At 65.6% G+C, this 18,774-nt stretch carries 21 protein-coding genes; 9 read left to right on the top strand and 12 right to left on the bottom strand.

Annotated features, from left to right (window positions below; all coding sequences use genetic code 11):
• Positions 1-3: 3 nt before the first annotated feature.
• The 3 genes from D779_RS19380 to D779_RS19370 form a co-directional block, all read right to left on the bottom strand.
• Complete coding sequence (locus D779_RS19380; RefSeq protein WP_043757544.1) at positions 4-423, bottom strand: YybH family protein; 420 nt, start codon at positions 421-423, stop codon at positions 4-6.
• A gap of 73 nt (positions 424-496) precedes the next feature.
• Complete coding sequence (locus tag D779_RS19375) at positions 497-1,108, bottom strand: Hsp20/alpha crystallin family protein (protein WP_043757541.1); 612 nt, start codon at positions 1,106-1,108, stop codon at positions 497-499.
• 58 nt (positions 1,109-1,166) lie between these two features.
• On the bottom strand, positions 1,167-1,643 hold the full coding sequence (locus tag D779_RS19370) for a hypothetical protein (RefSeq protein WP_081763615.1): 477 nt from the start codon (positions 1,641-1,643) through the stop codon (positions 1,167-1,169).
• A 34-nt stretch (positions 1,644-1,677) separates the two neighbouring features.
• Here D779_RS19370 and D779_RS19365 point away from each other — a divergent pair, with 34 nt between their 5' ends.
• From D779_RS19365 to D779_RS19350, 4 genes are all read left to right on the top strand, one after another.
• Positions 1,678-3,123: a Mur ligase family protein gene (locus D779_RS19365; protein WP_043757534.1), complete on the top strand. Its 1,446-nt coding sequence runs from the start codon at positions 1,678-1,680 to the stop codon at positions 3,121-3,123.
• A gap of 41 nt (positions 3,124-3,164) precedes the next feature.
• Positions 3,165-4,361: a dicarboxylate/amino acid:cation symporter gene (locus tag D779_RS19360; RefSeq protein WP_043757531.1), complete on the top strand. Its 1,197-nt coding sequence runs from the start codon at positions 3,165-3,167 to the stop codon at positions 4,359-4,361.
• 68 nt (positions 4,362-4,429) lie between these two features.
• Positions 4,430-6,202 carry a hypothetical protein gene (locus tag D779_RS19355; protein WP_043757613.1) on the top strand — a complete coding sequence of 591 codons (1,773 nt, stop codon included), beginning with the start codon at positions 4,430-4,432 and terminating at the stop codon, positions 6,200-6,202.
• Between the two features lie 45 nt (positions 6,203-6,247).
• Positions 6,248-7,045, top strand: a complete 798-nt coding sequence (locus D779_RS19350; RefSeq protein ID WP_052348298.1) for a DUF2272 domain-containing protein — start codon at positions 6,248-6,250, stop codon at positions 7,043-7,045.
• Positions 7,046-7,069: 24 nt separating this feature from the next.
• Here D779_RS19350 and xthA read toward each other — a convergent pair whose 3' ends face one another.
• The gene (xthA, locus tag D779_RS19345) at positions 7,070-7,888 is read right to left on the bottom strand and encodes an exodeoxyribonuclease III (RefSeq protein ID WP_043757528.1); all 819 of its coding nucleotides are present in this window, start codon (positions 7,886-7,888) and stop codon (positions 7,070-7,072) included.
• Positions 7,889-8,215: 327 nt separating this feature from the next.
• Here xthA and D779_RS19340 point away from each other — a divergent pair, with 327 nt between their 5' ends.
• The 5 genes from D779_RS19340 to D779_RS19320 all read left to right on the top strand — a co-directional run bounded on the left by D779_RS19340 (position 8,216) and on the right by D779_RS19320 (position 14,224).
• Positions 8,216-9,952 carry a SulP family inorganic anion transporter gene (locus D779_RS19340; RefSeq protein ID WP_043757607.1) on the top strand — a complete coding sequence of 579 codons (1,737 nt, stop codon included), beginning with the start codon at positions 8,216-8,218 and terminating at the stop codon, positions 9,950-9,952.
• A 3-nt stretch (positions 9,953-9,955) separates the two neighbouring features.
• Entirely contained in the window at positions 9,956-10,621 is a 666-nt protein-coding gene (murU, locus tag D779_RS19335) for an N-acetylmuramate alpha-1-phosphate uridylyltransferase MurU (protein ID WP_043757525.1), read from the top strand.
• Between the two features lie 94 nt (positions 10,622-10,715).
• On the top strand, positions 10,716-12,140 hold the full coding sequence (locus D779_RS19330) for a glutamate--cysteine ligase family protein (protein WP_043757524.1): 1,425 nt from the start codon (positions 10,716-10,718) through the stop codon (positions 12,138-12,140).
• A gap of 55 nt (positions 12,141-12,195) precedes the next feature.
• The gene (locus D779_RS21330; RefSeq protein WP_052348297.1) at positions 12,196-13,179 is read left to right on the top strand and encodes a polysaccharide deacetylase family protein; all 984 of its coding nucleotides are present in this window, start codon (positions 12,196-12,198) and stop codon (positions 13,177-13,179) included.
• A gap of 10 nt (positions 13,180-13,189) precedes the next feature.
• Positions 13,190-14,224 (top strand): M14 family metallopeptidase, encoded by a 1,035-nt coding sequence (locus tag D779_RS19320; RefSeq protein WP_043757521.1) that lies wholly within the window; start codon positions 13,190-13,192, stop codon positions 14,222-14,224.
• Between the two features lie 112 nt (positions 14,225-14,336).
• Here D779_RS19320 and lipA read toward each other — a convergent pair whose 3' ends face one another.
• The 8 genes from lipA to pufB (D779_RS19285) form a co-directional block, all read right to left on the bottom strand.
• A complete protein-coding gene (lipA, locus tag D779_RS19315) occupies positions 14,337-15,311 on the bottom strand; it encodes a lipoyl synthase (protein ID WP_052348296.1) in 975 nt (324 codons plus the stop codon).
• Positions 15,312-15,414: 103 nt separating this feature from the next.
• Positions 15,415-15,987, bottom strand: a complete 573-nt coding sequence (gene idi, locus D779_RS19310; protein WP_043757519.1) for an isopentenyl-diphosphate Delta-isomerase — start codon at positions 15,985-15,987, stop codon at positions 15,415-15,417.
• 44 nt (positions 15,988-16,031) lie between these two features.
• The gene (locus D779_RS19305; RefSeq protein WP_043757516.1) at positions 16,032-17,336 is read right to left on the bottom strand and encodes a RuBisCO large subunit C-terminal-like domain-containing protein; all 1,305 of its coding nucleotides are present in this window, start codon (positions 17,334-17,336) and stop codon (positions 16,032-16,034) included.
• Positions 17,337-17,339: 3 nt separating this feature from the next.
• Positions 17,340-17,768 (bottom strand): secondary thiamine-phosphate synthase enzyme YjbQ, encoded by a 429-nt coding sequence (locus D779_RS19300; RefSeq protein WP_043757513.1) that lies wholly within the window; start codon positions 17,766-17,768, stop codon positions 17,340-17,342.
• 76 nt (positions 17,769-17,844) lie between these two features.
• Positions 17,845-18,036 (bottom strand): light-harvesting antenna LH1, alpha subunit, encoded by a 192-nt coding sequence (gene pufA / locus D779_RS19295; protein WP_232424248.1) that lies wholly within the window; start codon positions 18,034-18,036, stop codon positions 17,845-17,847.
• An 85-nt stretch (positions 18,037-18,121) separates the two neighbouring features.
• Positions 18,122-18,262, bottom strand: coding sequence for a light-harvesting antenna LH1, beta subunit (gene pufB / locus D779_RS19290; protein ID WP_043757510.1), 141 nt, complete (start codon positions 18,260-18,262; stop codon positions 18,122-18,124).
• A gap of 131 nt (positions 18,263-18,393) precedes the next feature.
• Positions 18,394-18,528, bottom strand: coding sequence for a light-harvesting antenna LH1, alpha subunit (gene pufA / locus D779_RS21895; protein ID WP_081763610.1), 135 nt, complete (start codon positions 18,526-18,528; stop codon positions 18,394-18,396).
• An 82-nt stretch (positions 18,529-18,610) separates the two neighbouring features.
• Positions 18,611-18,757, bottom strand: coding sequence for a light-harvesting antenna LH1, beta subunit (gene pufB / locus D779_RS19285; protein ID WP_043757507.1), 147 nt, complete (start codon positions 18,755-18,757; stop codon positions 18,611-18,613).
• Positions 18,758-18,774 lie beyond the last annotated feature (17 nt).

Raw genomic sequence — 18,774 nt, 5'->3', positions numbered from 1 at the left:
AGGCTAGGCGAACGCCGTCTGGCCGTCGCCGGGCATGGTGGGCGGCGGCGGAGGGGTCGGCGAGTTCTGATGCAGCATCAGGCGCCAGCCGTCGGGGCCGCGGCGAAAGACGTTGGTGGCATAGATGGGCGAAGGCACCTCGCGTCCCGGCTGTGCGACCACGCGCTCCTCGACCAGATGGATGGCCAGATCGGCGCCCTCGACCCATCCGAGATGGGTCACCTGCAGATCGAAGCGCCCGCCCTGCTCGAAGATCGCCCGCCACATGCGCTGCACCTGAGGACCGATCGCGGCCGGGGTCATGGGCAGCAGACAGGCGACCTCCTCGTCCGCGCCCCAGACTCCGGCCATCGCCTCGACGTCTCCGGATTCGAGCGCGTCGTAATAGGCGTCTTCGGCCGCCTGCGGTGTTTCATAGCTCATTCGGTGGAATTCCTGATGGATAGGGGAATGGATCGAACCGCAAAGCAACTGTGTCGCTTTGCGGTTCAAATTCTCAATGCCGCGCCGATGGAGACGGCCAGCCAGCGTTCGGGTTGGCGGCGCGCGGGATGCGAATCTGGATGCGCCCGTCCTCGATCTCGGTGGACATGGCGTTCAGATCGGCGTCTCCAGGCAGACCGACACGACGGCTCGCCGAGCCGCGCGAGACACTGTAGCGATGGCTATAGCTGCCGTCGGGCCGTTCGTTCTGGCGATCGAGGTGACGCTCGGTGCCGTAGCGGATGACGAGGGCATTGCCGGAGGGATGGATCTCGACGGCGTCGGGTTCGATGTTCTGAAGCAGGACGTCGACGACATAGTCGCCGCCCTGCATCGCCCGCCGGATCTCGAGCCGAGGCCAGAGCGGGAGGCTCCGTTGCGGGATGCCCTGGGGCAGGACGCGCGCCTCGGGAACGGACGGAGCGGACTGCGCATCCGGCACGCCGGGCGGCTGAGGAACGGAGCCGGGCGAACCCGGGTAGCCTGGTCCAGCGGAACCGTAGAAGGGCATGGAATAGGGCGCGGGCTCGGGATAGCCATAGGGGACCGGCCCGTAGGGCGTCCAGGCGAGGGCCAGGCCAGGCAGAGCGACGAGCGTCGCGGCGATCAGCGGGATCTTGCGCATGGGCGACTCCGGGTTGGGCGTTGGGGAAACGAATGGGCGAAGTATAGGCCGGGCGACCTCAGAGACGAACCCGCCAGGTCGGCCGGTCCCGCTCGTCGATCAGCCCCTCGGCCAGCAGCCAGGCGCGGGCGTCCTCGGCATCGCGCTCGAACCAGTCCCGCGCGGAGCCGAGCCGGAAACTGTAGCCCCAGGCGTCCATGTCGGCGAACAGACGCTCGCGGCCGACACCCGGGATGGCATCGGCCAGCAGCACCTGGAGATAGCAGACCGCGCTCTCCTCGGCGTCGTCGCCCCCCGCATCCCTATGCAGCCGCGCGCGCCGCCCCCGGTCGAGACAGATCCAATGACAGGCCTCGTGCAGGATGGAGTGCAGCGGTGTCGACGGCAGCGCATAGAGACGGCCGCCGACCAGACCTGCCTCGGGATCGCCCCAATAGGACCCGGGAATGGACTCGCCCTCGCTCACCAGCCGATACTCGAGCCCGAAGCGCCCGAGCAGTTCACGGACGATCCTCTCCTCGGCGAGAATGCACATGGACTCCCCCTTCATCTCGATGCGATCCACGGCCATGTCAAACGACCCGCTCAACCAGCTGCTCGCCACCACCGACTTCGCCTGGCGGCGCGATCCGCTGCGAACGCCGACCCTCACCAACATCCAGTGGCGCGCCGACGCCTGCGACCCGGGATCCATCCTCTTCTTCCAGCGCTTCGACGACGGGCGCAGCGACCGCGAGCTCTTCGAGCGCTATCTCGCCCGCAGCCCCTTCTCGGTGCTGGTCGTCAACCGCATGCTGGACTGTCTCGACCGCCTGCACGGCAAGGGTGTCTACGTCACCCGTCCCGGCCGATGGGCCGAGACGGTCGGACGCTTCTGCGACCGGGTCTATCCCCTCGACAGGGACGCGATCGGATTCATCGGCATCACCGGCACCAACGGCAAGACCACGACGCTCAAGTATCTCGAATCCATCCTCGCCGCGCACGGACGCCGGGTGCTCTCGATCGGCACCCTGGGCGTCTTTCTCGACGGCGAACGTCTGAACGAGACCGGCTTCACCTCGCCGCCCCAGATCGAGCTGCGCCGACTGCTGCACGCCAACCGGGAGCGCTGCGACCTGGCGGTGATGGAGGCCAGCAGCCATGCCCTGGATCAGGGCCGGGTCCACGGCATCCCCTTCCAGAACGCCGGCTGGACCAACTTCACCCAGGACCATCTCGACTATCACCGCGACGAGGCATCCTATTTCGCCGCCAAGGCGCGCATCCTGGATCTGACCCGGCCGGGCGGACGGCTCTTCTGCGCCAGCCCTGCGGTCGTCGAGCGACTGCTGGATCAGGGCGAACCCAGGGTCGCGGTCGAGCTCCTGCGCCCGGCCCCGCTCCCGCCCGAGGCGATCGCCGCCAAGCCCTTCCTGACGCTCGAGCACAACCGCCGGAACTATGCCCTGGCCGCCGCACTGGCCGACGCGGCATTGGGTGGGTCCGAGGCCGGGAATCCGCACTGGCGCCATCTCCAGGCGGTCGACGGACGCTTCGAGTGCCGGGTCATCGGCAACCGGACCATCGTAATCGATTTCGCCCACACGCCGGATGCGCTCGACACCATTCTCCGAGCGATCCGTACCGGCTTTCCCCAGGCGCGGGTGATCACGGTCTTCGGCTGCGGCGGCGACCGCGACCACGGCAAGCGTCCGCTGATGGGCGCCGCCGTCGCCAAGGGGGCCGACCGGGCGATCGTCACCTCGGACAACCCGCGCACCGAGGATCCGGCCGCCATCGTCGCCGATATCCTCACCGGCATGCCCGAGGCGGGACGCGAGGTGATCCTCGACCGCGCCGCCGCCATCGCCCATCTCTTCGACTGGCTGGACGCGCGCCCCGCCGAGGAGCAGTGGGTGGCCCTGATCGCCGGCAAGGGACACGAGCGCTATATCGACCGCGACGGGCACAAAAGCTATTTCAGCGACCAGGACGAGGTCGAGCGCAACCTGAAACGGCTGGGATGGAACTGACCCCATCGCCAAGGACATCCCCCGGCACAGGAAATCACCCGATGCGACGACTCTATTCCATCCCGGCCGGTCTGCTGCTGGGGATCCTGCTGGCCGCGCTCTTCCCCGCCGGGGCGCCCTATGTCGCCTGGATGGGACAGATCTTCGTCTCCCTGCTCAAGCTGCTCATCCTGCCGCTGATCCTGGTCTCCATCTACGCCTCGCTCTCGGGCAGCACCGATCTCCGGCGCATCGGCGGACGCGCCCTGCTCTATTATCTCTTCACCTCGACCATGGCGGCGAGCCTGGGCACCCTGATCGGTCTGACGCTCTCGCAGGGAATCCCGGCCGGCCTGCTGGACCTGGAGCCGGTCGAGACGAGCGAGGCCGGCTTCAGCCTGGAACATCTGATCGCCAACCTGATCCCGACCAACCTCTTCGCCTCGCTGAGCGAAGGCAACGTGCTGCAGATCGTCTTCGTCGCCCTGGTGGCGGCGCTGGCCTCGCGGCGCATCGCCGAGTCCCAGCGGGCGCCCCTGCTCGGCGGCGCCCGGGCGCTGGACGCGCTCCTGATGGAGCTTCTGCGCGGCGTGCTCCGACTGGCACCGGTCGGCATCGCGGCGCTCGTCTACGCGAGCCTGGCCGGAATGGACTGGGACGGCGTCTTCGAGCTGCGCGCCTTCGTCTGGGCCGTCGCCATCGCCGCTGGACTCCATGCCCTGGCGGTGCTGCCCGGACTCTATCGGGTGCGCACCGGGCGCTCGCCCTGGCCCTTGGCGATCGCCTGCCGCGCCCCGCTGACGACCGCGCTCTCCACCGCGTCCAGTTCGGCGACCTATCCGGTCTCGAAGCAGGCCCTGGAAGCGACTGGTGTCGGCGAGCGCGTCACCAGCCTCACCCTGCCCCTGGGGGCGACGCTCAACATGGACGGCTCGGCGCTCTATCAATCGATCCTGCTGATCTTCATGTCGCAGCTCGCGGGCGCGGACCTAAGCCTCGCCCAGGCACTCTTCATCGTCCTGCTGACCATGGCCTCGTCCGCCGGAACGGCCGGCATACCGGGAGGCGGGATCGCCATGATGGCCTTCATGCTGGATCTGCTCGGGCTGCCCCAGACCTATCTGGCACTCTATCTGGTCGTCGACCGCTTCTTCGACTATCCCATCACGGAGTTGAACGTCTGGGGCGATCTGGTGATCGCGGCGACGGTCGATGCGGATCTGAACGCAGCGGATCGGCCGGGGACGGACGGTGCCTGAGCCGACATGGATCCTGGTTGGGTATAGACTCTGAATCCATGCCGAAGACCTGACAGCAGGTGGACCTCGTGTCAGCACAGAGAATTCTGGCTTCCGTATGGCTGTTCGCCCTCGCGCTCTGCGCGCATGGGCCGGATGCGCTCGCGGCCGACGACTGCCCGCAAGGCCGGGCGGTCCGTCTCTGGACCGCGCCGCTCGGTCCCCGGCCGGGAAGTCCGCTGGAGATCGTCGCGGTCGCCACCGATGGGCCATTGGAGCAGATCCTGATCACGGATCCGAACGGACGCAGGGACCGGTTGCGCGTCAAGTCGCTGGGGGGGCCGCCCTGGGCACTCTACGGGACCCAGTTCAGACCCGTGGCCGGCACCTATCGGACCGAGACCAGCCGTTTCGGCCGGATCGAGGCCTGTACCCGGGTGACCGTCGGCGAGCAGGACGTCCGACGCGAGACGGCCGACTGGAACCTGGAGACCGAGGCCCTCTACTCGGTCTGGATCGAACATCTGTTCGACACCCCGCCCCATGAGCCGCTGAGCTTCGACTCGCTCGGTCCGGTCCTGCGCGACCCCGAGCGCAATTTCCTCTTCAACTATCTGGGACAGGGTGAAGACCGCAGCATCCGGGCCGAGCCGGACTGCGCCGATCTGCCCTATTTCCTGCGCAGCTATTTCGCCTGGAAGCTGGGCCTGCCCGTGGCCTATCGCGCCTGCTCGCGCGGCTCGAGCAAGCGCCCGCCGAGCTGCCGAAGCCCCATGGTCGAGACCCGTTTCATGGGCGCCCCGGTCTCGCTCGACACCTTCCGCGAGATCGTCCGCCGACAGGCGGACACCGTCCATTCGGGCAGCGCGCGCACCGCGCTGAGCGACGAATCGACCGACTTCTATCCGGTCCCGCTCGAGCGCGACGCCCTGTGGCCGGGAACCCTCTACGCCGATCCCTACGGGCATGTGATGGTGCTGGTGAAATGGGTTCCGCAGCGCGGCGATCGGAGCGGATTGCTGCTCGCCGTCGATGCCCAGCCGGACAACTCGGTGACCCGCAAGCGCTTCTGGGAGGGGACCTTCCTGTTCGCGAAGACGCACTCGGCCGGCCCCGGATTCAAGACCTTCCGCCCCCTGACTGGAAGCGGCTCCGGCCTACGTCCGGTCTCCAACACCTCGCTCGACGGACGCGACGGGCTGCCCCGCTACTCCACGGAGCAGGCATCGCTGACGCCGGACGACTTCTATGCCCGACTCGAGACCCTGATCAATCCGCGAGGACTGGACCCGAACGCCGCCTACGAGGCGACCCTGGACGCGCTCATGGAGCAGCTGGAGACCCGCGTCGCCTCGGTCGCCAACGGCGAAGACTATGTCCGCTCGCATCCGGGCACGACCATCGCCATGCCATCCGGCCCGGCGATCTTCGAGACCACGGGTGCCTGGGAGGACTATTCGACCCCCTCGCGCGACATGCGGCTCCTGATCGCCATGAAGGTGCTCGAATCGCTGCCCGAGCGTATCCGCCGCTATCCGAACCTCTATCGCCTCGCCGGGGAATCGCCCTCGGCCGCCGCATCCCGTATCGAGCGGCTGCACGCACGGCGGCTGGAGGAGCGTTCCATCAGTTACCGGCGCAGCGACGGCAGCGACTGGCGCCTGAGCCTGGGGGACATCTATCGCCGCCGACCCGGACTCGAGGTCGGCTACAACCCCAACGACTGCATCGAGCGACGCTGGGGCGCGACCGAGGACAGCCCGGACGGCGCGACCTGCGGACGCCGCGCCCCGCGCGATCAGCTGGCGCGAATGGAGTCCTATCGCCCCTGGTTCCGCGACACCGTCCGGCCACCGCGCTGAGATCCCGGCGCATCGATTCCGGCCGTCTTCAACAAGGAGTTCCCCGTGCCGAGAAGCAACAGCCCCAGCGCCTGGTTCCGAGCGGCGATCCCCGCCTCCCTCTGTCTACTGCTGATCGGCTGCGCGGCCCCCCCAGCCGAGCAGGACCGGGAAGGCGGACCGGGCACCTCGGCGACCTGGGCGGGGAGACCCATGGGCGCACCACCGGCACCGAACCCCGGACTCAAGCGGCGCATCGTCGAGCGCGCGGAAGGCGAATGGGAGTACTTCGGCCGCCAGACGGTGGTCCATCGGGGAGAAGAGGAAAGCATCCCGCACGTCGGCTATTGGGAGGACGAGGACGCGCTGCGCAGCGGCCGGGTCAACAGCTACTGGCGCGCCGCCGGCAAGCCGGGGCTGGACGGCATGGACTGCCAGAGACCCTGGTCGGCCGCCTTCATGAGCTGGGTCATGCAGTCGAGCGGGGTTCCGTCGATCCAGTTCGCCCGAACCACCGCCCACTGGATCTATCTCGCCCGAATGATCGATGCGGCCCCGCTGCCGGGACGCTATTTCGTCCCCAGACGCATCGTCGACTACAGCCCCGAACCGGGCGATCTGATCTGCGCCTCCCGCAAACCCTCGCGCGTCTTCAGCATCCACGGCTACGCGACTGCCCGATCGCTGTACGGCGTCAGCGCCCACTGCGACCTGGTGGTCGGCAAGGAAGGACGGACGCTCGAGAGCATCGGGGGCAACGTCCGCAACTCGGTCTCCAAGAGCCGTCTGGAACTCGACGCCCAGGGCCATCTGAAACCGACCAAACGCCGCCCCTGGTTCGTCATCATGCAGAATCGTCTCTGAACGGCTCCCGCCACAGACACGCGGTCAGAAATCGAGCCGGATCCAGACCGGACAGTGGTCCGAGGGCTTTTCCATCCCGCGGATCTCGTAGTCGATCCCCGCGTCCAGCAGACGCTCGCGCAACGGCGCCGTGATCAGCAGATGGTCGATCCGCAGGCCGTGCCTGGGCTCGCGCTCGAACCCGCGCGAGCGATAGTCGAACCAGCTGAAATGGGCGTCGTCTTGCGGATGGACCGTCCGGTAGGCGTCGAACAGGCCCCAATCGGCGAGCGCCTGGAACCATTCGCGCTCCTCGGGCAGGAAGCTGCACTTTCCGGTCCGCAGCCAGCGTTTGGCGTTGTCGGCACCGATGCCGATGTCGATATCCTGTGGCGCCACGTTCATGTCGCCCATGAGCACCAGATTCCGGTCGGGCGAGAAGGACCGATTCAGATACTCGAGCAGACCGGCATAGAACCGCTCCTTGCCCGGAAACTTGACCGGATGGGCTCGGCTCTCGCCCTGGGGGAAGTAGCCGTTGATCACCCAGATCTCCTCACCGCCGGGCAAGGCGTAACGCCCAGAGATGAGTCGGCGCTGGGCGTCCTCGGGGTCGCCCGGAAGCCCCTTCACCACCTCCAGGGGCTCGGCCTTGCTGAGCAGGGCGACGCCATAGTGTGCCTTCTGACCGTGGAGATGGGTCGCGTACCCGAGCCCCCGGGACCAATCGAGCGGAAACTGCTCGTCGGCGACCTTGCTCTCCTGGATGCCGACGACGTCCGGATCGTGAGACGCCTTGAGCGCCTCGATCTGATGCGGGCGGGCGCGGATTCCGTTGATGTTGAACGAAACGATCTTGAACAATTCGAGCCACCTCCGGCACGTTCGATTGGCCCGGAGGCTAGCACGAGGTGCACGAGCGGCAAAACGCCCCCCACAAGGAGACGGGATGTCGCCGATTCGGGACCCGCTATGTTCAGGTCCATTAAAGTCCCTTAATATAGTAAAAATTAATTTAGCCTGACCCTCGCATGCCGGCGGCCCGACAATAACAACCAAGGCGCCCGCCAACACCGCCCGGCATCGGCCTCAAGACCAGGATTGCTGTCTCTGATGAAAAGCTTTCGCTCGCTCGATCTGAACGGGTTGGCCCGTCAATCGCTCGGCGCCACGGCCAAGGCCGCGCGCGCGATGGACTGGTCGTGGACGACGCCCTACAAGACCTGGCTGCCCAGCGTCGGCCCGCGCGAGGTGCGGGCCGATCTACTCGCCGGGCTGACCGGGGCGATCGTGGTGCTGCCGCAGGGCGTCGCCTTCGCCACCATCGCCGGCATGCCGCCCGAATACGGCCTCTACGCCAGCATGATCCCGGCCATCATCGCGGCCTGGTTCGGCTCCTCCCGCCACCTGGTCTCGGGGCCGACGACGGCGGCCTCGGTCGTGCTCTTCTCGGCCCTCTCGGCGATGGCCGTGCCCGGTACGCCGGACTATGTCGCCCTGGCCCTGACGCTCACATTCATGGTGGGCGTGCTGGAGCTGGTCCTGGGATTCGCGCGTATGGGCGCGCTGGTCAACTTCATCTCGCACTCGGTGGTAGTGGGCTTCACCGCCGGCGCGGCCGTCCTGATCGGCGCCAAGCAGATCAAGCATTTCTTCGGCGTCGAAATGGACAGCAGCGGCAATCTGCACGAGATTCTGTTCGAGTTCGGCAAGCACTCGCTCGAAATCAACCCCATCGTGACCCTGGTCGCGGCGACCACGCTCGGACTGGGCATCGCCTGCAAACGCTGGCTGCCCAAGATTCCCTACATGATCGTCGCCCTGATCGGCGGCAGTCTGCTGTCCGTGGGGCTGAACGAATGGCTGGGCGCGGCACGGACCGGGATCGCCACGGTCGGCGCCCTGCCCGCGACCCTGCCGCCCCTGTCGGCACCCTCGCTCACCTTCGAGAATATCCGCGAGCTCGCGCCCTCCGCGCTCGCCGTCACCCTCTTCGCCCTCACCGAGGCGGTCTCGATCGGACGCGCGCTCGGCGCGCGCGGCGGCTACCGGATCGACGGCAACCAGGAGTTCATCGGCCAGGGTCTCTCCAATATCGCCGGATCCTTCTTCTCCGGCTATGTCGCCACCGGATCCTTCAACCGCAGCGGGGTCAATTACGAGGCCGGCGCCCGCACCCCGCTGGCCTCCATCTTCGCGGCCTTCATGCTGATGGCGATCGTGCTGCTGGTGGCCCCCTATGCCGCCTACCTGCCCAAGGCGGCGATGGCCGGCATCCTCTTCCTGGTCGCCTGGGGCCTGATCGACCTCAAGGAGATCGGCCACATCCTGCACTCGTCCAAACGCGAGACCGGCGTACTGGCCGTCACCTTCTTCTCGGCCATCTTCCTCGAGCTGGAATTCGCCATCTTCGCCGGCGTGTTGCTCTCGCTGGTGCTCTATCTGGAGCGCACCTCCAAGCCGCGCATCTTTTCCATGGCCCCCGATCCCCGGCTGCCGAACAACGCATTCTCGGACGATCCGGACGTCAAACAGTGTCCGCAGCTGCACTTCCTGCGCATCGACGGCTCGCTCTTCTTCGGCTCGGTCGCCCACGTCGAACAGACCTTCGACCGTCTGCGGGCGGAGCATCCGGATCAGAAGCATCTGGCCATCTTCGCCAACGGCATCAACTTCGTCGACCTGCAGGGCGGCCAGACCCTGAGCCACGAGATGCAGCGCCGCTTCAAGGATGGCGGCGGCATGTATCTCATCCAGGTCAAGCCGGGGCTGTGGGATGCGCTGGAGCGCTGCGGCTGTCTCGACGCGACGGGCGCGCGCAACGTCTTCCAGGCCAAGACAGCCGCCATCCGCGGCATCTATCAGAAGCTCGACAAGAAGGTCTGCGCCAACTGCGAGGCGCGCATCTTCCGCGAGTGCAAGGCCTGAGGCATGCGCGCCATGATCCTCGCCGCGGGGCGCGGCGAACGCATGCGCCCACTGACCGACACCTGTCCCAAGCCGTTGCTGCAGGCTGGCGGCAAGCCGCTGATCGTCCACCATATCGAGCGCCTGGCGGCGGCGGGCATCCGCGATCTGGCGATCAATCACGCCCATCTGGGCGAACAGATCGAGTCCGCCCTCGGCGACGGCTCGGCCTTCGGCGTCCGCATCCGCTATTCGCCCGAGGGCGAGGCGCTCGAAACCGGCGGCGGCATCTTCAGGGCCCTTCCGCTGCTCGGGCCCGAGCCCTTTCTGGTCGTGAACGGCGATATCTGGACCGACTGCCGGATCCCCGAGGTCGGCTTGGCCGGGGACGACCTGGCCCATCTGGTCCTGGTCGACAACCCGCCCCACAATCCCGAGGGCGATTTCGCACTCGACGACGACGAACGCGTCCGAACCCAGGGATCGCCCCGACTGACCTTCAGCGGGATCGGCATCTACCACCCGGACCTCTTCGCCGGCTGCACGCCCGGCGCCTTCCCGCTCGCCCCTCTGCTGCGCCGCGCCATGGATCAGGGGAGAGTGGGTGGACGACACCATCAAGGTCTCTGGTTCGATATCGGCACCCCGGAGCGGCTGGCCGAACTGGACAGATTGCTCGAACGGAGATAGACGACCCATCGCTGAACCGCAAGGGCGCCGAGGATTCCATTCGTCCCAGTCTCGACCATACTCGAAGGACGCCAACCGGCCTCCGGATTGAGATATGGGTCAGAACATCGCCGCATCGAGTTTCACCGAGCGGGATTTCATCGAGTTCTCGGCGCGCCTGCGTCAGGAAACCCGTCTGCTGCAACGCTGGTTCGCCGAATCGGTCTTCGAGTGCGACGACACCACGATCGGCTTCGAGGCCGAGGCCTGGCTGACCGGTTCCGACCGGGGTCCATCGCCCAAGGTGGAGGAGATGCTGGAATCGCTCGCGGATCCGCTGATCGTCCCCGAGCTCGCCACCTTCAATATCGAGTTCAACGGCACGCCGATGGCGCTCGAATCGGACGCCTTCTCCAGACTCGCCGAGGAGCTTTCGGCCACGCTCGAGCGCGCCAATCGTGCGGCGCAGGACTCGGACGCCCGAGTGGCCATGATCGGCATTCTGCCGACCCTCCGACCGGAGCATCTGCGGCTCGAATTCATGACCCCGCGCGAGCGCTACCGCGCGCTCAACGAGCAGGTCTTCGCCCTGAGACACGGACGCCCGCTGCGACTCCTGATCGAGGGCCGCGACCGGCTCGACCTGGAATGGGACGACGTCATGCTGGAGGCGGCGGCGACCTCCTTCCAGGTCCATCTCAAGGTCGCCCCGTCCGAGGCCGCGCGGGCCTACAACGCCGCCAAGATCCTGAGCGGTCCCATGGTCGCCATCGCGGCCAACTCGCCCTTCCTGTTCGGACGCGAACTCTGGCAGGAGACCCGCATTCCACTCTTCGAGCAGGCCGTCTCGGTCGGCGGCGCGGTCCTTCAGGAGCGGGTCAATTTCGGCTTCCGCTATGCCCGAAGCTCCATCCTGGAGACCTTCCAGTCGAACATCGACCGCTACCCGGTGCTGCTGCCCCAGCTCATGGACGAACCGACCGAGCGCCTGACCCATCTGCGCCTGCACAATGGAACCATCTGGCGCTGGAACCGGCCGCTGATCGGCTTCGACGACGCCGGCAGACCCCATCTCCGGATCGAGCACCGCGTCATGCCCTCGGGCCCTTCGATCCCGGACGTCATCGCCAATATGGCCCTCTATATCGGCGCGATCGGCACCTTGATCCGGGAGGATCCGCCCCCCGAATCCCGGCTCATGTTCCTGCACGCCCAAAAGGGCTTCTACGACTGCGCCCGCGAGGGGCTGGATGCCTCCATCCCCTGGTTCGGAAGCGTGGACCTCCCGGTCGAGCGCATTCTTGCCGAGGATCTCATCCCGCGCGCCCGAACCGGTCTGGCCGAGCAGGGAATCGATGCGGCGGAGATCGCGCACTGGATCGGGATCGTCGAGCGGCGGCTCGAGACGCGCCAGACCGGCGCCGCTTGGCAATGTGCCTGGGTACAGCGACACGGACCCGATATGGCGGAACTGATCGGGGCCTATCTGGATCGCCAGAGCGGCGGACGGCCCGTTCATGAATGGAATTTGGAGGATTGATCGGTGGAGCACCCCGGACTACCCCGTCCACGCCCGTGCCGAGTAGACTGCCAGGGTGGAATCGCGTCTCGAACATCCCTCGACATCATCCGCCTGGCGCCGCCCCTGGTGGGCGGGCTGGCTGAATCCGCTTGCCGTATCGTTCGCCGTCGTCCCCTATCTGGACCTGCTGGTCGGACGCCGTCCGGGCTGGCCGGAGCTGATGCTCGGGCTGGCACTGTCAGGACTCTTCGCCCTCGGCGTCTTCCTGCCCAGGCTGCAGACGTTCGGACCGGTACTGTGCGGCCCCAGACCTGGAATATCCCCACGCATCGCCCTCACCTACGACGATGGACCGGATCCATCGACGACACCTCGGGTTCTGGAGGCGCTGGGCGACAAACGGGCCACCTTCTTCGTCATCGCCGAAAAGGCCAGGGCCCACCCGGAGCTGATCGCAGCCATGCACGAGGCCGGGCATCAGGTCTGCAGCCATGGCTTCCGGCATTCCTGGTGGCTCGTGATCTCGCCTGGACGAGCGCGAAGACTGGTACTGCAGGCATCGAAGGTTCTGAGCCGGACCGGCATCCGGGAGCGGCGCTTCTTCCGCCCGCCCTACGGACTCATGACGCCACCGCTGATGAGGGTCCTGCGTCGATCCGGGATCACGCCGGTCGGCTGGAGCCTACGCTCGTATGACACCATTCGGTCGGGCCCGGCGGACACCTTCGCCCAGGAGATCGCCGAGCGCGCCAGAAACGGGGATATCCTGCTGCTGCACGACGCCCCCGAACGCCCGGGCGGCAGGCGGCCGCTGGGCATCGACGCGACCGGCACTCTGGTCAAGGCGCTCGAATCCAAAGGGTTCGAGCTGGTGACGATCCAGGAGATCCACGACGGCGACGGATCGCGCCCTATCGAGGTGGATGAACGCCAGCCGATCAGACGCCTGCCTCAGGGCACGAGGACGGCCGACCGGCATCGCCGCTGGCCGCCCGCCTTCCAGGCCAGGGCGGGAAAGAGCGGAAAGGGCGAGGAAAAACGCGCACGAACGGGTTGAACGAACAGCGATGCTTCAAGAATACGACCAGCTTCCCGATGGACTCCTGGACTGCGACAGCCGCCAACTGGCCGAGCGTCTGGGCACCCCGACCCTGATCCATCTCAGCGGCATTCGAGAGCCGGCTCTCTTCGTCTCCGTGCTCATGCACGGCAACGAGACGGTCGGCTGGGAGGCCATGCGCGAGATGCTGAGCGAACGGCTGGCACGATTCGGCGAGCTTCGCCTGCCCCGTTCGCTCAGTCTCTTCATCGGCAACGTCACGGCAGCGGCCTACGGGGTGCGTCACCTTCCCGGTCAGCCGGACTACAACCGAGTCTGGCCAGGCACCGATGTCCAACCCTGCATCGAGCGGCAATTGATGGTCCGGGTCGTGGAAACCATGCGTCGGCGCGGCGTCTTCGCCAGTCTGGACCTGCACAACAACACCGGCATCAATCCTCATTACGCCTGCGTCAACCGGCTCCAGAATCCCTTTCTGCACCTGGCAATGCTCTTCAGCCGTACCCTGGTCTATTTCACCCGCCCCAGCGGGGTTCAATCCATGGCCATGGCCGAGCTCTGTCCAGCGGTGACGGTCGAATGCGGCAAGGTCGGCGATCGGCAGGGAATCGAGCATGCCCTGCGCTTCGTCGACGCCGCGCTGCATCTGACAGAACTGCCCGAACACCCTGTCAAACCGCAGGATGTCGACCTCTTCCACACCGTGGCCCAGGTCAAGATACCGGAATCGGTGAGGTTCGGATTCTCGGAGGAGGATGCCGATCTGCTGCTGAGCCCGGAACTCGAACGCTTCAATTTCAGCGAGCTACCGCGCGGAACGCCCTTCGCCAGACTGCTCGACGGCAAGCGGCTCGAATTCGAGGTCCTGGACGCGAACGGACAGGAGGTCGGAAAACGCTATTTCCGCCTGGAAGACGGCGAAATCCGTCTGAGCCGCCCCATGATGCCGTCCATGCTCACACTGGACGAGACGGTGATCCGCCAGGATTGTCTCTGCTACCTGATGGAACGCTATTCGGACCACCTGCCCAAGCCGGATTAGAGCCGCCAGCCGCCAGCCGCCAGCCGCCAGCCGCCAGCCGCCAGCCGCCAGCACATGCTAATCGAGCGCCAGACAAACTGGAGGCTGGTGGCTGGAAGCTGACCGCTTCTCCTCAATCGACGATTTCGCTCGCCTGCCGGTCGGCGTGGTAGGAGGAGCGCACCATGGCGCCGCTGGCGACGTTGGCGAAGCCCATGCGCTCGCCCTCGATACGCAAGGCATCGAATTCCTCTGGCTTCCAATAACGCACAACAGGCAAGTGATCGCGCGAGGGCTGAAGATATTGTCCGAGCGTCAGCATCTCGCAGCCGTGATCGCGCAGGTCCCGCATCACCTCCAGAACCTCGTCGCGTTCCTCGCCCAGACCCAGCATGATCCCGGATTTGGTCGGAATCCCCGGATGGCGCGCCTTGAAGTCGCGGAGCAGCCCCAGCGATCCAAGGTAGTCCGCGCCTGGCCGCGCCTGGCGATAGAGTCTCGGCACTGTCTCCAGGTTGTGGTTGAAGACATCGGGCAGTCCATCGCCGACGAAGCAGTCCAGGGCCAACGCCTCGCGACCGCGAAAATCGGGCACCAGTACCTCAAGACGCGTCTCCGGATTTCCGGCACGCACGGCGCGCAGACAGGCGGCGAAATGGCCGGCCCCGCCGTCGCGCAGATCGTCGCGGTCGACCGAGGTGATGACCACGTATCTGAGCCCCATCGCCGCGACCGACTGGGCCAGATGCTCCGGTTCCTGCGCATCCACCGGGCTCGGACGGCCATGGGCCACGTCGCAGAATGGACAGCGGCGCGTACAGACGTCGCCCAGGATCATGAAGGTCGCGGTCCCATGGTTGAAACACTCGCCGAGATTCGGGCACATGGCCTCCTCGCAGACGGTCGAGAGCTTGGCCTCGCGCAGCAAACGCTTGATACGCGCCACACCCGGCCCGACCGGCGCCTTGGCGCGAATCCAGCTCGGCTTGCGCAACGGCTCGAGGGTCGGCGCAACCTTGACCGGAATGCGGGACAGCTTGTCCTTACCGCGCTGATGCGTTTCCGGGGTCGTGCGCGATGGTGGAATCAGGTTCGTGCGATCGGACATGGGATTCCTGAATACGGTGGAGATACGGGACAGATAGGGATGGCCGAACCCGTTCGGAATAGCAGGAATGGCCGGGATCGGTCGAACGCCGATCCGACCGGGATCAGGCGGGGAACAAGCGCCCGATCAGGAGATGGAACCAGGGCGTGAACCAGTTCGGATGCATTCTGAGCGCGCGCTGTATCGCTGGGATGGACATCCAGCGCCAGGCACCGATCTCCGAAGGTTCAGGTCTCGGATCGCCCGCATAGACGCCGTAGAAGATGTGGAGATATTCGTGCTCGATCAGGCCGGAGGATCGATCCTCGGCGCGATAGAGCATCTGCTCGTGCTCGGTGAGGGGCACCCGGAAACCGAATTCCTCCTTCAGACGCCGGCCGGCGGCCACGATGTCCGACTCGCCAGGCCGCGGATGTCCGCAACAAGTGTTGGACCAGTGGGTCGCGAAATGATACTTGCAGTCGGCGCGCCGCTGCAGCAGGAGACGATCTTCGGCGTCGAACACCAGGACCGAGAAGGCGCGATGCAACTGACCCTCGCGATGTGCCTCGAACTTGCCGGCCGCCCCCAATGGACGGTCCTGCTCGTCGACCAGGATCAGCTGTTCCAGGGATTCGCGCTGACTGAGACGCTCAAGCTCATCTGCCGCCAAAGGTGGAACGATTCTGGCGCTCAACGGTTACCCCCAAATGCTTGTCCGGTGGAATCCATCGGCCGCCATCACTTGCGGCGACCCCCAAATGCAGTGATTGCGGCCTCCAGCTCGGTATGCGACTTCGCATGCTCATCGAGCGCCACGCCCTCCGAGATGGCATCCCATGCCTGTCGAATGCTCATGGCACCACCCTTGGGCCCCATGGGATGGCCGAAGACGCCGCGGCCGGGGACGAAACCGAAATCGACCGTGCCGACCTTGTCGTGGAGCGTCTTCAGGGTCCCCGCCCAGTCGCTGCCGCCCGGTACCGGCAGACTGCGCTTGAGCGATCCCATAGGCGCGAGGCAGGCATCGACATTGGCGAGCACCTCCTCGTCGGAGGTATGCATCCGGTCGCCGAAGCCCGGCATGATGACCGAGTCGAACCCGGCCAGCCGCTGCAGCTTCGAGAAGACCCGCGAATGGATGCCGAAGTTCCCCATACGGCTGAAGGGCGCAATGAAGGGGAAGTGCGCGATCAAGGGCACACGTGCATGCCGGCTCAGCATTCTCACCGCGCTCAGACCAACCGGCATGGCGTTGATCAGGAGCGCGTTGGCGCCGTTCTCGACCGCGAGATCGTGCAGCTCGATGAGCCGGTCCACCTCGTCTGTGATGTTGGCGAGATAGATCTTGGGCGTCCCGGTCTCGGCCTCGGCGCGCCGACGCGCCTCGCCGAGCAGACGCGAGCGCTCAGCGAGCGGACACCAGTCGGTGTCGCCCAGCATTTCGTCGTCCTTGGCGATGTCCAGGCCGCCGAGCCAGCTCTGATAACCGAGATCGCTGAATGCCTCGGCCGGAAGACCGATGTTCGGCTTGATGACACCGAAGAAGATCGGACGATCGTAGGCATGGAGGATGTCGCGAATACCGTCGACACCGAACTTCGGCCCCTCGAAATGGGTCAGGTAGGCATCCGGGAAATGGATGTCCAGCAGCTTGACCACGGGGGCGCCCGGCGAGAAGAAGGTCCCCTCGCCGCAGACGGCGCTCAACAGATTCGGGATACGCGGACCGAAGTTGCCATGCGGATGGGCAATGGTGACCCGACAGGCATGCACCGGCTCGCCCTTGGGGTTGCCGATGCCATAGCTGAATTCGGCGCGGGTCTCGAGCAGCTCGAGCCCCAGGACACGGGCGCCGAAACGCGGCCGAAGGTCCTCGTCCGTGCCGACGCGGCGCCATTGCGCCGTCGACTGCTCGGCACAGAAATGCGCCGCCGCCATCTCGGGATCGCCAGCACATTCCAGATAGTATTCGAGCCTGATATAGGCATCCGACTCCAAAGCCTGCGGATCGGCGAAGAAGCCGACCCAATCGCTATCCTTCATGCCTCAGTCTTCCCCTGCGATCTGGATTCTGAGCTTGCGCGCCTCACGTGGTCCGTCGAGCTCGATGAAGAAGACCGACTGCCAGCCACCCAGCATCAGCTCGCCATCGGCAACGGGAATGATCTCGGAGGCGTTCATGAACAGCCCGATGAGATGCGAATGCGCATTGGGCCGCCCGTCGACCGGATCCCGATCGTGGCGATACCCGGCGCCTGGAGGCGCGACGCGGGCGAGGAAATCCAGCATGTCCTGCTGCAGCATCGTCTCCCGCTCGTTGAGGGCGACGAAGGCCGTGGTGTGGGAGGATGCGAGGATCAGATGGCCATTACGGATCGGATTGGCCTTCAGCAGATCGCGAACCCTCTCCGTCACATCGATGATCTGGATCGGGGCGCTCGTCGGGATGGTCAGGCTCTCGCAGTGAAATCGCATCGAACAGCGCTCAAATGAAAACGGACGGGGTAGTTTACGACACTCTCCCCGCCCGTCGATTCCCTTGGCCCCAAACTCAGTTTGACGGCAAAGGGGTAATCTGTGCGGCCGCCTCTGCTGGGATCGGCGGACCCTGAAGGAAATCGTAGTAGGACGAGCTGACCATCAGGATGTAGTGGATCGCGAAGGCGAGCACAAGCAAGAAGCTCATCAAAAGTATGAGCGTCTTCCTCGGGTCAAAGACCAGCCAAATCTTATGCAGCTGCATTAGATGTCTCCTGAACGAAACACGGGACGCCGGTTGAGGTACCGGCCTCCCGTCTTATCTCCACCCGAAGGTGGAAGCCCGGCAATTACAGCCAGGGGCGCCAGAGCCAAGCGAGGATGTGAGCGATGATCACGATCCCGAAAAACATGGTCATGCTCTGCACGAAGATGCCATGGAACTCTTGAGCCTCAGCTTCGGTCAGTCCAGTCATGCTCTTATCAGCCATTGAAATACCCTCAATTTCTTTTCTTCGGCCCGTTGGCCATTACCGCGAAGGTCCCCGCGGCGAGGAATCGATGGCGCGTCAGAGACGACTCTTAGAGTGCCTCTAGACGCCGCCTAAGCCTGCTGCGTCTCTCAGGAGCCGCTCAGCCAGTTGAAGGCCGGGCTGCTGAGCAGGATGAAATGGATCAACAGCCCCAGCACGAACAGGAACCCGAACAGGGCAACCAAGGTTCTACGCGGATCAAAGATCAGCCACAATTTATGCATGTGTATTCTCCGGTCTCTTACTGGTGGGCTCTGCTGTATTCAACAATCGCCCGGTCGGTCAACAACAAAAAACCCAAGGCTATTACAGCCAAGGACGCCACAACCACACGAGGATGTGTGCTACGACGACAATCCCCGTGAACGCGACGAAACTGGACACGAAGATGCCGTGAAATTCCTTGGCCTCATCCTCTGTCAGTCCAGATATCGAGCGGTTCTCGCTAGCCATTGAATGACTCCTCAAAG

Source organism: Imhoffiella purpurea, from assembly GCF_000585215.1.
Lineage (GTDB): Bacteria > Pseudomonadota > Gammaproteobacteria > Chromatiales > Chromatiaceae > Imhoffiella > Imhoffiella purpurea.
Note: the sequence above shows the minus strand (reverse complement) of the source record. Positions and strands in the feature narration are given on the sequence as shown.

Coding starts and splice junctions, on each gene's coding strand:
- pufB (WP_043757507.1), bottom strand. CDS start 18,757: ATGGCTAGCGAGAACCGCTCGATATCTGGACTGACAGAGGATGAGGCC.
- pufA (WP_081763610.1), bottom strand. CDS start 18,528: ATGCATAAATTGTGGCTGATCTTTGATCCGCGTAGAACCTTGGTTGCC.
- murU (WP_043757525.1), top strand. CDS start 9,956: ATGCGCGCCATGATCCTCGCCGCGGGGCGCGGCGAACGCATGCGCCCA.
- D779_RS19305 (WP_043757516.1), bottom strand. CDS start 17,336: ATGAAGGATAGCGATTGGGTCGGCTTCTTCGCCGATCCGCAGGCTTTG.
- D779_RS19340 (WP_043757607.1), top strand. CDS start 8,216: ATGGACTGGTCGTGGACGACGCCCTACAAGACCTGGCTGCCCAGCGTC.
- D779_RS19375 (WP_043757541.1), bottom strand. CDS start 1,108: ATGCGCAAGATCCCGCTGATCGCCGCGACGCTCGTCGCTCTGCCTGGC.
- D779_RS19365 (WP_043757534.1), top strand. CDS start 1,678: ATGTCAAACGACCCGCTCAACCAGCTGCTCGCCACCACCGACTTCGCC.
- pufB (WP_043757510.1), bottom strand. CDS start 18,262: ATGGCTGATAAGAGCATGACTGGACTGACCGAAGCTGAGGCTCAAGAG.
- D779_RS19330 (WP_043757524.1), top strand. CDS start 10,716: ATGGGTCAGAACATCGCCGCATCGAGTTTCACCGAGCGGGATTTCATC.
- D779_RS19380 (WP_043757544.1), bottom strand. CDS start 423: ATGAGCTATGAAACACCGCAGGCGGCCGAAGACGCCTATTACGACGCG.
- D779_RS19360 (WP_043757531.1), top strand. CDS start 3,165: ATGCGACGACTCTATTCCATCCCGGCCGGTCTGCTGCTGGGGATCCTG.
- D779_RS19320 (WP_043757521.1), top strand. CDS start 13,190: ATGCTTCAAGAATACGACCAGCTTCCCGATGGACTCCTGGACTGCGAC.
- D779_RS19370 (WP_081763615.1), bottom strand. CDS start 1,643: ATGTGCATTCTCGCCGAGGAGAGGATCGTCCGTGAACTGCTCGGGCGC.
- D779_RS19300 (WP_043757513.1), bottom strand. CDS start 17,768: ATGCGATTTCACTGCGAGAGCCTGACCATCCCGACGAGCGCCCCGATC.
- lipA (WP_052348296.1), bottom strand. CDS start 15,311: ATGTCCGATCGCACGAACCTGATTCCACCATCGCGCACGACCCCGGAA.
- pufA (WP_232424248.1), bottom strand. CDS start 18,036: ATGCAGCTGCATAAGATTTGGCTGGTCTTTGACCCGAGGAAGACGCTC.